Source organism: Methanobrevibacter sp., from assembly GCF_017940815.1.
GTDB lineage: Archaea > Methanobacteriota > Methanobacteria > Methanobacteriales > Methanobacteriaceae > Methanocatella.
In genome coordinates this window covers 23,084-40,292 of record NZ_JAGAXX010000085.1, presented here as the reverse complement: position 1 = coordinate 40,292, position 17,209 = coordinate 23,084, and the positions used below count along the sequence as shown (strand labels likewise).

At 34.3% G+C, this 17,209-nt stretch carries 3 protein-coding genes and 1 pseudogene; 1 reads left to right on the top strand and 3 read right to left on the bottom strand.

Features of this window, described 5'->3' with window-relative positions:
• Nucleotides 1-122 (top strand): annotated as a pseudogene (locus tag ILA26_RS10255) (IS5/IS1182 family transposase); the annotation flags it as partial.
• A gap of 118 nt (nucleotides 123-240) precedes the next feature.
• Here the strand turns inward: ILA26_RS10255 and ILA26_RS10250 are convergent.
• From ILA26_RS10250 to ILA26_RS10240, 3 genes are all read right to left on the bottom strand, one after another.
• Entirely contained in the window at nucleotides 241-1,941 is a 1,701-nt protein-coding gene (locus ILA26_RS10250) for an MATE family efflux transporter (RefSeq protein ID WP_292896961.1), read from the bottom strand.
• Between the two features lie 11 nt (nucleotides 1,942-1,952).
• Entirely contained in the window at nucleotides 1,953-16,382 is a 14,430-nt protein-coding gene (locus tag ILA26_RS10245) for a non-ribosomal peptide synthetase (RefSeq protein WP_292896959.1), read from the bottom strand.
• Nucleotides 16,383-16,735: 353 nt separating this feature from the next.
• Nucleotides 16,736-17,191 carry a DUF308 domain-containing protein gene (locus ILA26_RS10240; RefSeq protein ID WP_292896957.1) on the bottom strand — a complete coding sequence of 152 codons (456 nt, stop codon included), beginning with the start codon at nucleotides 17,189-17,191 and terminating at the stop codon, nucleotides 16,736-16,738.
• Nucleotides 17,192-17,209: the final 18 nt, after the last annotated feature.

Sequence of the window (17,209 nt, the reverse complement as noted above, 5' to 3'; positions counted from 1 at the left end):
TACACAAATACACACCAAAATCAGTTGCAAAAACCGTATATCTAAATGTATTTTTAGGAGCCCTAATCATATCACAAGGATACTACTCAAAAACGGCCATACAACAATTATCTGAGAACTAAAAAATTCAGGCCCCTAAATTTATTATTTATCATATTTAAACATTAGAATGAAATTCCAAGTTTTAAAAATGTGGCAGTTACGAAAAAAAGAATAAAAAAAGGTTTTTAAAAAAACCCTTTAATTTTTAATGGTTATTACAGTGCTGTTTAAACCCAATACCCATGCGTGGTCAAAAGTTACTTCAAAATCACAATTATTATTTTTAAAAGTGAATTTATCGCCCTTTTCACTTCCCAAATCTTTAATGTAGATTTTTATTGACTCTTTGCCAACATCCAGTAAAACATCAATGGTATCAAGCTTATCATTTGTTTCAATTACATCAATTAAAAATTCCTCTATGGATGAGCAAACGCACTCTGAAAGCTCATTGCCCTTCAATTCATCTCTTATTACATCTACCAATCCATTTACATCATTAACATTTGCATTTATGGTAAACTCCAAAAAGTTTCCATCATGAGATTTGTTGATAAATATACCATGATATTCTCCATCTGTTTTTTTATGCAAATATCTGGAATAAATTACAATGCCCAATAACATGATGGCACCAACACAGAATGGTGTAATCCAAATACCATTTGAGCCAAATAACTTAGGCAATACCATCAACATTGCCAATACAAGAACTAAATTGAAGAACAGCGCAACAATATTTGATACCTTATTTTTTTGAATTGATTGAGTATAAAATATATAGAAAAATACAAATCCAAGAGGCAGGAAGTACAATCCATATAATCTAACGGCATTTGCAACGATTGCAGAATATTGGGCTTTTACTGAAAATATTGTTAATATCAAATCAGGACAGAAAATCATTGCTCCTGTAAAAATAACACTCACAATAGTTATAAATTTAAATGAAATGTTTTTTAAATTATCTATGGCATTATAATCATTATCATTATAATAAACAGCTATTATAGGAGATATTGCTTCCACCAGTCCAATGAAAAATATTGATATTATAAGCAGCATATTTGTACATATTTCCTGAGCAACCAAACCTCCATCGCCCAAAAATGAAATAATAACTGCATTATAAAATATTGTTGCAATAGTTATATACAACTGGGTTGAAGCTCCTCCAAACCCAGATTTACAAATATTTATAAAATCTTTTATTAAAGTAATTAGATTGATTTTAACCAGATGCAATGTCTTATTCGGTTTGAAGAAATATAAGGCCATGATAATTGCACCGCCAACATAACTAATGGCAGTAGCCAAACCTGAACCTGCCATGCCCATATGGAAGACCTGTATCAATATAACATCAAACAGAGGATCTAAAATACTGGCAACAACCAATGCAATAGATGCAAACTTAGGCATCCCATCCATTTCAACAAAGTAAAACAAAACAAACATTAAACCAGCAAATGGCAACCCACCAATATACATCTTAAAATATTCCAAAGCATATGTGTTTAGATGAACAGAACCAGATAAACCACCAATCACTATTTCAGGGAATAATAATCCTATTACAGCTATAATTATACATATGAACACTATAGATATGATTGCAGCCGAATAAATCGTATTGGCTTGTTTTTCATCAAAATTTGCCTTAGCTGAGGCACAAAGTATGCCTCCTCCCAATCCGATCATCCAGCATAATAAATCAACAAAACTTATAAATGGAAATATAATTTGTAAACCTGAAAGTGCTTCAACACCAACAAGTGATGAAACAATTACCGCATCCACGAATATTGCCATGTTAGCTGCAAATACACTCAATACGGTAGGGATAAAGAATTGCCAGAATTTACTTGTTATTAATTTGTTATTTCTTTCAAACTGCATATTTCTTCTCCTTAAACATTAAAAAACCCTAATTCTTTTAATATTCGTATAAATTCAAATAAATAATTTTCAGTGGTTTCACTCCATTCAAAACCAAGTTCGGACAATACATTTAAGGTATACTCCCTACCTATAGGAATACACTCATCCTCATCATTCAATTCAGTGGCTATACCAAACAGTCCATCTTGTTTTGATTCATCATTTAAAATATTATTTAATGACTGGTCAAACACTTCATCATCAACAATTTCCACATTCAGGCCCAAATTATTGAAAACATCAACCAATTCACTGTAGGTGACAAGCTTATCTGTGATTGGATGGAAAACTTTGCATTCTTTTGGTGTTTTAGACAGCATGACAATTGATTTTGCAGTCAAATCTATAGGACTGAATTGCAATTCTTCCTCTGAAGCAGATTTTGGCATTTTTCCTATAGTAACGAATGACTTTAAACTATTGACAAATGCATTTGAATCATAATTCTTTTGGAACTTGCTGTCATAGCTTCTAGCCATCAGATTTCCAACACGCATTATTTTAACGTCCAAATCATCTTCCGCAGCAGCTTCTAGAATCGCCCTTTCAGCTAAGAACTTGCTTTCAATATATTTGTTGCTTATGTAGTCCTGACCTATATACAATTCATCCTCATGAAGGGCAATGTCACTTGGCAAGCCTTCAACAAACATTCCAGATACACTTTCGGTTGAAACTTGAACAAATTTGGCTTGTTTAAGTTTTGCAAATTCCAATGCATTGATTGCCCCATATAAATTGATGTCTTTTAGCTCACTGCCATAAGCAAAGTGTTTTACATTAGCGGCACTGTTTATGACCGTATTAATGTTATATTCACTAAGCTTTTTAAAGTCGTCAGCATTAGTTATGTCCCCTTCAACAAGATGCACCCTGTCTTTAAATTCATCCAGAGCACTTCCGAAGTAGTAATCCTCCAATTCATTGAATCTGTCTTCAATGGAAATGCCTTCTCTAGACCTTATTAAACAGTAAACATCACCGTTTTCATTTTGAAGCAATTCATTGAGTATGTGAATTCCTAAAAATCCTGTCACTCCACTCAGCAACACATTACCCAAGTCATCATCACATTTTCCTTGATTGAATGAATCCATATTGTTTTCATTCAAAAGATTATTGATCATGCCATAATCATAGTCTTCTTCATTATCCCTAGATTGTTCTTGTGTTGAAAGGATGATTTTTGATAATGATTTTGGAGTAGGATTATCAAATAAGTCTGCATATGTAATGGAATAGCCTTCATTTAAAGCCTTGTAAATAATTTTAATTACAAGCATTGAATCACCACCCATTTCAAAGAAATCATCTGTTGTGCTGACTTTGCTGACTCCCAACAATTCCTCAAAGCATTCAACGAAAAATGCCTCGACATCACTTTCAGGAGCAACATATTCTCCACCCAAATTGCTTAAATCAACTTCAGGCAAAGCGCGTTTGTCAATTTTACCGTTTACATTCAATGGAAGTTCATCCAATTTAACTACAAATGAAGGAACCATATAATCAGGTTTGCGGTCACTGACATATTCACGAATGTCATTTCTAAGATTATCCTCATTGGCCTCATCCGACACGACAACGTAAGCCACCAACTCATTATTTCCATTATTAACGGTTGTTTGAACTGTAACATCCTCAACAAATGGGATCTTTCTAATTACAGATTCCACTTCAGGAAGTTCAACACGGTTTCCACGGACTTTCACTTGACTGTCCTGACGACCGACAATGCCCAAAGTGCCGTCAGGCAAGAATCTTACAACATCTCCTGTAGCATAAATACGTTCATAACCTTCCAAATCATCAAAAGGATTGTCAAAGAATGCCTTTGCGTTGACCTCATCACGATTTAGATAACCTAAGCTCAATTGTTTACCTGCCAGGTAAAGTTCACCAACCGCACCGAAAGGAACACGGCGATGCTGTTTATCCAGTACATATCCCTTAACGTTACTTATAAACCGTCCGATACTGGATGTGTGTATACGTTTGTTTGCGAATATGCTTGTGGATATTGCCAGGTTTTCTGAAGGACCATAGGATTCAAATGGACCAATGGAATCCGGTGCATTTAACTCACCTAATTTCATTCCTCCGAAACATAAAAGCTTGATGCTTGTTTCCATTCCACTTTCGGCAAATAGCTTTCCAACTTGACTTGTGATGAAAGTATGAGTACAGTTATGCTCTACAAAATACTTATTCAAGGAACCTAAATCCAATCTGATTTCCTCTGGAACTATGTATAAAGCACCACCGGTGATAACCGGAGAGTATAACGCATGAGTGTGCATATCAAATACATAGGAACAATGCATACCATAAACATCCTCAGAAGTGAAATTGGTTTCCATCACATACCATGATACAAAATTATTCAATGATCTTCTTGGAGTAAGTGACCCCTTAGGAGTTCCAGTTGTACCGCTTGTGTATAATACACATGCAACGTCATCCTCATCAACATCAACAGTGTCCAAATGATTTAAACTGCCAATACTACCATAAAATATAGGAGAAATGTTTAAAACATCAATGTTTAGATTATTCTCCATGATTATCCTGGTAATTTTTTCTTCAGATGCATCATTAACAATTACTGCTTTAGATTGGGAATCAGTTAGCATCAGAATTATACGCTCATCAGGATATGTTGTTTCAATAGGAACATAAGCTCCACCCATTGCCAATACACCAAGACTTGTCAACAGGAACAGTTCTGAACGAGGCACAAACAGGGAAACGAAATCCTTATGGACAATACCCATATCGGACAATTCATTAGCTATCTCATTGGCTATGAATGCTGATTGACCATGAGTATAGGACTTGTTCTTATATCCGACCAATGTTTCGTTTTCATATTTTAGAAGATTATCATTGAATGCATCCAGAATATCTGAATATTTGAAGTCATGTTCTGTTTCATTAAAAGTGTCTAAAAGCATCAAATCAGATGAAGAAGTATAATTGATATCTGATAACCTGTCAACATTAATGAAATCATGCAATATTAATTTGAAGGATTCTCCAATATGTTCAATGAAATCCCTAGAGAACTTATTGGAATAGAATATCATTAAACTATACTCATCGCCTTTTTGGACAACTTCCACTTCAAGATCAGTGATGAAATCATCCATTCCATCCACAATTCCCTCCCTAATTTTCTTATCGAATTCATTTTCACTGAACATCACATCTTCCTTAATAAACCAATCCGGCTTAAATTGGAAAAGAATGTCAGAATTGATGTCATATTCATTGGCCAATAGTCTGAACGGATAATAATTATAACCGATTACTCCATAAATCACATCAGACATGTATTCTATGAAAGAAGCAATATCCTGATTTTTGCAGTCAACCAATACTGGCAAAGTGTTTACAAACATTCCAATGGAATTGAAATTGTTGAATCTGTCCCTACCATTCTCGACAATATTGAAAAAGACCTTATCATCGCCCATGAAACGAGACAATGTATAAGCAAAGACACTGGTGAACAATAAGTTTTCACTCACATCATATTTTTCTAAAAATTTGCTTATGTCCACATCCAAGTCAATACTATAGTCTCCCGGCCCATCAGGACAGATGCTATTCAATAAAACACCAGATTCATCAATGTCCGCCAGCATGGATTCATAAAACAATGCAGCATCATTGAACTCATCGGTTTGTGAAATTTGATTATTGAATGCAGCCACTTCTAAAAATGAATCATCGAAATCAAGGAATGTTCCATCAAGGATTTCAAACAAGTCATGCTCAAATACAGAAGCTGACAAACCATCAAATATCAAATGATGGAAAACAGCAAATAAGTAATAAATTTCATCATTTTTAACTATTAAGAATCTGCACAAACTGTCCTCTAAATCAAAAGGCTTGGTTACAAATTCACGACCAAATTCATCGCTGACATCTGATTCAACAGAAATTGATGGTTCATTTCCCTTGACAAGGTAAGGAACATCAAATTCATCACTTAATCTCATCTCTAGAATTGGATGTACAATCATCATCTTTTCCAAAGCGTCAACAACATCCTCCACAGGATATTTTTCAGGAATAGGAATGTTGATTGGAATAAGGAATGAATCTTTTTTGCTGTTAGCAATAATATCCAAATAAACATTCAATTGAGATTCGTTTAAAGGACAACCACCCTCCAAGGAATAAATGTCCCTGTCGAAATCAAATTCCTTAATGCTTTCTGCAATTGCAAATGGAGTGCGTAAACTTAAAATCTCCGCAGCAGTAATATTGTAACCGTCTAAATGTGAAAGCAGTTTAATAGCAGTTAATGAATCACCACCTAACTGAACAAAATCATCATTTAAACTTATTCTTGTTTGATTAAAGACCTTTTCAAATGATTCAACAACCAATTTTTCCTCTTTAGTCTTAGGAGCGATAAATTCAGCACGAAGACTGCTCATATTTACTTCAGGCAAAGCCCTCTTATCAACTTTACCATTGACATTGAGAGGAATATCATCTAAGAAAATGATAAATGAAGGCACCATGTAATCAGGTTTATTGCTTAAAACATGATTTTTAATATCCTCTTCAGCACCAGTTTCATCATTCATGCTGGAAACAATGTACGCCACAAGTTCGTTGTTGCTACCTTGTTTGATGGTTTGAAGAGTCACATCTTCAACGTGGCCAACTTCACGAATTACTGATTCAATTTCAGACAATTCCACACGGTTTCCACGGATTTTAACCTGACTGTCACGACGACCTACAATTCCCAATGTTCCATCAGGCAATAAGCGCACCATATCCCCTGTACGGTATAATGTGGCATAATTTTCATCATCCGAATAGGGATTGTCCAAGAATGCCTTTTGAGTTTCTTCTTCACGGTTTAAATAACCGTCAGCAACTTGATAACCGGACAAGTACAGTTCACCAACAGCACCCAAAGGAACTCTCCTGAACTCATCATCAAGAACATAAGCCTTCACATTACAGTTACACAAACCAACAGAAGAGTAATCCAATTTAGAGGAATTATTGATTGATGTGACAAATGCAAATGCTTCAGTAGGACCATATGCATCAACCAACTCATAATCATCAGGACTTACAAATTCACCTAATTTCTCCCCTGCAACAAGTAAAACATCCAATGAAGTTTCATCAACTGTTTCCATGAACAATTTACCCACCTGAGTGGTGATAAAAGCATGAGAAACATCATTGCTAATGAAATACTCATTCAATTTCATCATGTTCAATCTGATTTCCTCAGGAACAACAGCCAGACAAGCACCTGCACGCATGACAACACTGATAACAAAGCTGCTTACGTCAAAACCAATTCCAGAGAACAATGAATAAACATCATCACTATCCAAACCATAATCCTTGGTGTATGATTCACAAACATTAAGAACGGATTTTCTAGTGACTTTCACTCCTTTAGGAACACCTGTGGTACCACTGGTATACAACATGCATGCCAAATCACCATAAACAACAGGCAATGCGTCAAGACTGCTAATATCCTCTTTTAATATCTCAGAAATATTTAAAACGGCTGCATCTGATAAATTATTAGCACGTTCATAAGTATCATCACTAACAATAATGACCTTAGAACCAGTATCCTCTAAAATAAACTGCAAACGATCATCAGGATGATTATCATCCAACGGCACATAAACCGCACCTGCAGAGAGAATACCTAAAACACTGAACATATAACACTCAGAACGTTCAGTTAAAAAGGCGACATTATCTTGCACTCCAACACCTAACTCGGATAACTTTTTGGCAATCTTATCTGCAATAAAAGCCCCTTCAGAATAGCTATAAGATTTATCCTTAAATAAAACAAGATTATTGTCAGGATATTTGGCAAGATTGTCATTAAATGCATCCAAAATGTCTTCATAATCCAAAGGACAGTCTGTTTCATTGTAACTGTCTAAAACATCCACATCTAATTGTGAAACATAATCGATATCCTTTAAATCAGTCTTTTCAACTATTTGAGTTAAAATCTCCTTGAATACATAAGCAAAACGTTTAGCAGTTTCCTGACTATACATATCTGAGTGGTCAATGCTGATTGCATAACCGTCATCCAAATCGTTTACAACACCTGAGAATTCCCCAACTGTATCCATCGCATAATCTGAAAGGATTATTTCATCACCTATAAATGACACGTCATTTAAATCAGAGTTATATTCAAAGAATATGTTATTGTTTAAATTAAATTCACTAGCCAAAAACCTGAATGGATAAATACTATTGGCCATGGAGTCTAAAACCAAATCGGAAACATTGCTGACATATTCCGCAATCGGCGCATTGCTGCAATCGATAACCAAAGGAATTGTTCTGACAAAAATGCCCACGGCATTCTGGACATAATCCTCGTGACGACCATGTTCCATTATGTTAAAGTAGACCTTATCACTGCCTGTGAAACGAGAATATGTGTAAGCGAATACTGCATTCAATAAATTACCTACAGTAATTCCATTTTCATGAGCAAACTCTTCTAATTTATCCTTGATGCCACGAATAGGAAGAACAACACTGCCCTCAGATCCGTCAATATCTCGCATCAAGGTTGGAATCTCATCAATTTCAGCGAAATTATTTGCAAAGAATTCATGGGCAGAGTCATAATTTGATTGGAATTTAGAATCAAAGAAGTCATAACTGCTGTAAATAAAACCTAAATCAACACTATCATCCATCTTGCCCTCTAAAGCATTATTTAAATCATTTATGATTACTGAAATGGTAGTTGCATCACTGATGATATGATGGACATCAAAGAATATTGCCTTGCGGTCAGGAGTGTCCACAATATAGAAACGAGCCAAATAATCCTCCAAATTGAAAGGATTGACTAAACCGCTTGTATCATCATCATTAACTACTTCAATTAAAGGATTGGAATCACAAACTAAAAGTGGCAAGTCATTATTATCCAAAATACGTCCTTTTAGAATAGGATGCTTATCAATCAATGAACGTATTGCACTTTCAATTTCATCAACAGATTTATTCAGGTCACAATCCAAAACGGTTGAAGTTGAATAAGCAATACCCTTATCATTTACTTTTTCATCCAAATAAACACCCATTTGAGGCTCAGATAAACAACAAGCAATATTTTCCTCAAACTTGTAGTTTGCAATTAATTTTAACTCATTTTTAATGTTTTCAACAAGTGTGCTGTATTGGTCTCCAATATAAGTGTCTTTTGCATAAACCCCCGCCACTAAGTACACATCATCGGATTGTGAAACATTAATACTAATTCCATAAAAGTCATCTTCATATAAATCTACACTTAGCTCTTCATTGGAATCCAAATAAGTGTTAATGGATCTAAACAACATATTGTCGAATACAAATTCATTACTTAAGAAATTAAAAGTAACAGGACAATTCTTGAACTCCAACTCACCAGTTGTATAAATTAATGAACCATAATTCAAACCCAAATTTTTAATGTCCTTAAATGCAGTTTTTAGAGCATAGACATCATTAATCAATGAAATGCCATCATCTTCAGAACTGACATTAACAGGGACAGGGTATTGGCTGGTAAACCATCCAATAGTTCTATTAAGATTGGATATTGTATCGTCACGACCATGAGATTCACGATTGAATATTATATCCTCGCCATATGTCTTTTTATAAGCTCTTGCAATTGCCAAAGCCCAATATTCCTCTTCAGACAACATCAACAGATTATCTGTGCTGAAATCAATTTCAACATTGAATGCATAAAGATTACTTTCCCCTTTAATGTTTGAATCATCCAGCATTTCATTTACTTCAATCCAATGCTGCTTTTCCTCCTCGGAAATGTTATCTACCAATTTTTTAACATCTTCAACCCAATTTTTGTAAGGATATGGCCTTGGAAGATCAATTTCCTCACCTTTAATGAGACGAGCATATATGTAAGTCAAGTCAACCAATAATATATTCCAACTTACACCGTCAATAATCAAATGATGAATTACAAATAGGACATAATCCGCATCACGATAGTGAATAAGACTGATATCAACCAAGTGGTCATGAATATTCAATGACTTAATAGAATTGATGAAAAGACCATCAAATTCAGACAAATCAGAAATGAAGAATTCATTAACTTCACAAACACTAGTGTTTAACGGTAACACTTCCTGAATCGGATTACCCTCATCATCAAATTTATAAACAGCTCGCAACATGTCATGAATATTGGATAGTTCATCAAATGCATTTTTCAAATCATTTGGGTCCAATTTAACTTTAGATTTCAGAATGAACTGTTGTGAAAACTCATTTTTATCATTATTCTTAAAGAAATAACTTTGAATAGGCAATAAGTCAACTTGACTTTCAACAGGATCAAAAGATATGTCCTCTTCAAATTCTGTGAGATTTTGAGCGATTAGATAAGGAGTCTTATGATTTAAAATATCCCTTGCAGTGCATGAAACGCCATTTTTCTGAAGCATGGTGATAACCCTGATAGCAGAAATTGAATCACCACCCAAACGGACGAAATCATCAAATAAACCGATATTTTCTATATTAAACACACTTTCAAAGGCATCGATAATCATTTGCTCAGTTTCATTTGTTGCTGCAACATACTCAACATGCATAGCAGTGAGGTCCACTTTAGGCAAAGCGTGTTTATCAACCTTACCATTGACATTTAAAGGAATTGAATCCAATCTAATGACATATGAAGGAATCATGAAATCAGGTTTATTTTTAGAAACATAATCACAAACACCGTCCCTGAGAACATTTTCATCCATATACTTGGATATCACAACATAGGACACCAGTTCATTATTTGACCCATGTTTGATTGTTTGAACGGTCACATCATCAATATAATCAAGTTCACGAATCACTGATTCGATTTCAGATAATTCAACACGGTTTCCACGGATTTTAACCTGTTCGTCCATCCTGCCAACAATACCTAAAGACCCATCAGGCAGCATGCGCACCAAATCACCTGTACGGTACAGGACATCATGCCCCTCGGAACTGTCAAACGGATTGTCCAAGAAAGATTTATTTGTTTCCTCGTCACGATTCAAATATCCGTCCGCAACCTGATAACCGGATATGCATAATTCTCCAACGGCTCCGAAAGGAACACGCCTGCCCTCAGCATCCAAAATATATTCCTTAGAGTTATAATTAAAGAATCCGATAGATGACTCATCAACCTTATCTGAATTTTCAATTGAGGAAATGAATGCAAATGCTTCAGTCGGACCGAATTCATCAACCAGCCTATATCTTTCAGGATTTTTTACATTTCCTAATTTTTCACCACCAACAGACAATACATTTAATGACGTATCGTCTATTTGCTCCATGAACATCTTACCCACTTGTGTGGAAACAAAGGTATGGGTAACGTTTTGTCTAATGAAATATTCATTCAATTTTTGAATATTGAATTTAATGTCCTCTGGAACTATAGACAAGCATGCCCCAGCATATACTGATTGGAAAACCGCTTGAGGACCTGCATCGAAGCTAATGCTTGAATATAGTGCATATACATCATTACTGGTGAAGTCATAAGTTTCACTAAAGAACTGTGAAAGATTTAAAAGGGATTTTCGTGTAATTTTAACCCCCTTAGGGACACCAGTAGTGCCACTGGTATACAACATGCAAGCCAAGTCACCATAAACAATAGGTAATGAGTCTAAAGTTCCTATATCTCCCCAAACCATTTCAGAAATATTTAAAACAGCCACATCGGATAAATTTTTAGCGCGTTCATAAGTCTCGTCACTGACAATAATCACCTTAGAATCAGTGTCATTTAAGATAAATTCCAAACGTTCATCTGGATGATTTACATCTAAAGGAACACAAATCGCACCAAGAGACACAATACCTAAAGAACTGAACATGTAATGCTCAGAACGTTCTGTTAAAAATGCAACATTATCCTGCGCTTCAACACCTAACTCAATCAACTGTTTAGCTATTTTATCCGCAATAAATGCACCTTCAGCGTAGCTATATGACCTGTCCATGCATGAAACAAGCTTATTGTCAGGATGTTTAGACAAATTATCATTAAATGCATCCATAATGTCCCCATAATCTAAAGGACGATCAGTTTCATTATAGCTATCTAAAAGCATTAAATCGGAAGATGAAATATAATTAATGTCTGATAACTCATCAGCATCAATAATATCATGTAAAATTAATTTAAATGACTCTGCAATACGTTCAATAAATTCTCTGGAAAATTTATCAGAATACAATATGTCCAGGTTATAGTCATCAGAATTTTGAGTGACAACAACACTCAAGTCACTTACTGAGTCTCCCATTTCACCGATGAACTTTTCCTCAATCTCATCATCAATATCCTCAACGAATGTAGCTTGTCCTTCATCAAACCAATCTGGCCTGTATTGGAATAGTATATCGGAATTTATATCATAATCATTAGCCAATAATCTGAAAGGATAATAATTGTAACCCATAACATTGTAAATCACATCAGACATGTGATTTAAAAAAGATCCGACATCACGATTTTTACAGTCCACCATTATCGGCAACGTATTAACAAACATTCCTATGGAGTTAAAGTTTTTAAACCTGTCCCTACCATTCTCTACAATGTTGAAAAATACATTATCATCACCTACAAACCTAGATAATGTATAAGCAAACACTCCCGTGAATAAAACATTCTCACTAACATTATATTTCTCTAAAAATTTACTTACATCAGCATTCAAATCAATATTATAATCTCCCGGTCCATCCGGAGAAACATTGCTTAATAAAACAGCAGATTCATCAACATCTGCCAACATGGACTTATAAAACAAGGCAGCTTCGTCAAAGTCATCTGTTTCAGTTATCTGATTGCTAAAAGCAGATACTTTTAAAAATGAATCATCCATATCCAAAGATTTGCCGTTAAGAATATCAAATAAATCCGGCTCAAATACAAGAACTGAAAAGCCATCGAAAATCAAATGATGGAAAACGGCAAACAGATCATATCCATCTCCATCCTCAACTATTAAGAATCTGCACATGCAATCCTCTAAATCGAAAGGTTCACTAATAAATTCAAGGATGGAATCCCTATCAAAATCACTAGATTCGAATGAAACGACCGGTTTGTTTCCTTTGACAAGATAAGGAACATCAAACTCTTTACTTATCCTCATCTTCAAGATAGGATGAACCCTAAACATCTCATCTAATGCATCAGTTATTTCTTTTAAAGAGTAATCTTTAGGAACATGAACCTTTACTGGAATAATATAAGAGTCTGACTTGTCATTTGCCATGATATCCAAATAAACATTTAGTTGAGGTTCGTTTAAAGGACATCCACTTTCCAATGAATATGTATCCAAATCAAAAGTAGTTACATTAACACTTTCAGAAATTGACTTAGGAGTGCGTAAACTTAAAATATTTGCTGCAGAGAGATTATACTCATCAATATAATACAACAATTTAATTGCAGATAACGAATCCCCTCCAAGGCGAACAAAGTCATCGTAAATACCAATTCTTTCCTGATTAAAAACTTTTTCAAATGCACTGACTATTTGTTTTTCAATTTCAGTGGTAGGTGCGACATATTCTGCACGTAATCCTTTTACATCGACTTCAGGCAAGGCTCTCTTATCAACTTTACTGTTAACATTCAAAGGAATCTCATCCAAACAGATTACAAATGAAGGAACCATATATTCAGGTTTACGTTCACGAACATAATCGCAAATGGAATCGGCTACGACATCGTCATTTTCAAGACTTGAAACAACGTATGCCACAAGTTCGTTGTTGGTGCCACGCTTAACTGTCTGGAGAGTTAAATCCTCAACATGGTCAACTTCACGGATTACTGATTCAATTTCAGACAATTCCACACGGTTTCCCCTGATTTTAACCTGACTGTCACGACGGCCCACAATACCCAAAGTGCCATCAGGCAATAAGCGCACAATGTCTCCTGTACGATATAATGTAGCGTAATTTTCATCATCCAAAAAGTTATTGTCTAAAAATACCTTTTCTGTTTCCTCATCACGGTTTAAATAGCCATCGGCAACCTGATAACCTGACAGGTATAATTCACCAACCGCACCCACTGGAACACGTCTTCCCTCATCATCCAAGATATATGCCTTCATATTGTCAACCAAATGACCAATAGATGATGGATCAATTCTTCCCAATACATCAACAGTTGAAATTTCAACATATGCTTCAGTAGGTCCATACCCATCTACAAAACGACAGTTAACCTCCTCATCAAATTCACCTAATTTTTCACCACCAGTGAATAAGACATCCAATGGAATATCCTCTATTTGAGAAACCAATAACTTGGCGACTTGTGTGGTGATGTCAACATGATTTATTCCCTGAGTTTTAAAGTGATTATTCAGTGCATTAATATCTAATTTAACATCATTTGGAATGACATCCAAGCAAGATCCCGCATAAATGGCAGCAAAGATTGCTTTACATGCAGCATCAAAACCAATAGATGAATATAACCCGAAAACATCATCACTGGTCAAAGCATAATTTCTAACATAATATGAGGACAGGTTAACAAGAGCGATTCTTGGAACTTTAACACCTTTAGGCATGCCTGTAGTACCACTGGTGTATAATATACAACCCAAATCATTATAAGTCACAGGCAAGCTAGACAATGACCCCCTCTCATCTTTAACAATATCGGATATATTAAAAACAATTGAATTATTAACTAACTCTTTTGCACGCTCATAAGTTCCATCACTAACAATGACCACCTTAGATTCTGTATCCTGCAAAATAAACTGCAGACGATTATCAGGATGCTTATCATCCAACGGCACATAAACCGCACCCACAGAAAGAATACCTAAAACACTGAACATATAACACTCAGAACGCTCAGTTAAAAAGGCAACATTATCCTGTGCTTCAACACCCAACTCCAACAATCGTTTAGCAATCTTATTCGCAATAAAAGCCCCCTCGGAATAGGTATAGGACTTATCCATAAATGAAACAAGGATATTATTTGGAGTTTTGTCCAGATTATCATTAAATGCATCTAAAATATCTTCATAACCTAAATCCTGTTCTGTCTTATTAACGTCATCCAGAATTTCCAAATCTGATGAGGAGACATAATCAATGTCCAATAATTCATTAACTTTCATCATGGAATTCGCAATAGCCATGAATGAATCTGCAAAATGTTCAATGAAATCTTTTGAATATTTATCTGAATATAGAACCTTTATTTCAACAGCATCCTCACAGGAAATATAAAATGATAAATCAAAAGGAATGTCATGTCTTAATTCCTCGACATCAAAATCATTTGCAACATATTGGAATAAAATATCTGAATTTAAACCGTATTCCTCTTTTAAAATTTGGAATGGATATAAAGCAAAGTCATTAGCCGCATCAATTAAATTAGCAGAATATTTTAAATATGAATTTACATTTTGATTTTTACAGTCAAATAAGAGAGGCAAAGTGTTAGACAACATTCCAACCGCATTTGGAGAATCAATTTGGCCTCTAACATCTTCAACAAGATTAAACAGTACCTTTGAGGAACCTGTAAACCTTGACAAATTATAAGCAAAAACACTTGTGAAAAATTGATTACGGGAAATTGAATTATTTTGCAAAAATGAGTCTAGATTATTAAAATCCATGTCAAATGAGGACACATATCTGAAATATTCATCAGAATCTGTTTTAATGGAAGGCAATAATTCATAAACCTCTTCCCGATCACATAACATGGATTCATAAAAGATTCCGGCATCATTTTTATAAGCTGAATCGATTATTGTATTTTCAAGGGCAATTCGTCTTAAGGCACCATCATCGACAAAATCGCAATCATCTCCATCCAAAACAGATACCAATGCATCTAATAGAATGTTTAGTGACCTGCAATCAAAAATCAATTGATGCAAATCGACATATAACAACTTGGAATCATTATCTTCAACAATCAAAAATTTAGATAAGTTTTTTTCCAAGTTAAATGGAACCACAAAGGACTTTGCATCAGCAGCAGTCCCTTCAATTACTGGAAAATCTGCATCAAAAGCAAAAGAGACCTTTTCCCCATCAACTACAATACGTGCAGATAAAACTGGAAAAATTTCAGATAACCTGCAGATGGCATTTTTAATTTCAATTACAGAATATTTTCCATTCAAATTTATTTTATAAGGATTATTATATATGGTGCATTCATTGTTGTTTGTTTCATCCATATAAACATCAATTTGAGCTTCACTCAGCATGCATAAATCCTCATCAGCTAAAACGATTTTAGTTTCATTATTAGACATGATAAATCAATTCCCATTACATAAATTTGATTAACATTCTCAAGATTCAAAAATCATTTAATAAATGTTAATTATTATATATTTATATATGTAAACAATACATTAAGTACATTTTGAAAAAAAAACAATGGATATGTATAAAATAGAGTTCAAATATCAGTATTCATTTTAGAATCTAAAAGATTTTAATGAAATATTAAAAAATTCAGGATATTTCCAATATACGAAAAGAATAATTGCAATTATTATTCGCTAAAACGCTTGTTTTAACAATTATTTGAGAATTATTGAAAAAAATAACAATTAAAAAAATTAAAAAAAAATTAGAAGCAATCAAAAGATTGCTTAAGTTTCTATTCTGAAAGATATATGTTTACACCTTCAACTATAAGACCTACACCGATAAGGATTGCAGCGAAGAGTGGTTGGGTAAGTGACATTCCTCCAAGGGCAAATGCAATAATACCTAAAATTACAAGCAATACTGCAGCAATTCTTGACACACCTTGTCCTGAAAAGATACCTGCAATACCCATTAAGATCAATAGGATACCGATAATATAGAATTGGATTCCTAAAAGGAAGGACAACGCACTAATATTGAATATGAACAATAGCCCAAATATAATTGCTAGAATTCCAACAATGATATTAAATGCTGAAAATCCGGATAATATTACTGCTATACCTAAGAATACTAAACTTACTCCAATAAGAATAGATACTAATCCAGTACTGAAAATAGGGAAAATTATAAAAATTAATCCTAAAATAATGGATAATATCCCAGCGGACTTATTAGCTTCCATATTTTTTCCTCCATATTT

Bases quoted from the DNA above. Each gene is read 5' to 3' on its own strand.
- ILA26_RS10250 (WP_292896961.1), bottom strand. From the start codon at position 1,941: ATGCAGTTTGAAAGAAATAACAAATTAATAACAAGTAAATTCTGGCAA.
- ILA26_RS10245 (WP_292896959.1), bottom strand. From the start codon at position 16,382: ATGTCTAATAATGAAACTAAAATCGTTTTAGCTGATGAGGATTTATGC.
- ILA26_RS10240 (WP_292896957.1), bottom strand. From the start codon at position 17,191: ATGGAAGCTAATAAGTCCGCTGGGATATTATCCATTATTTTAGGATTA.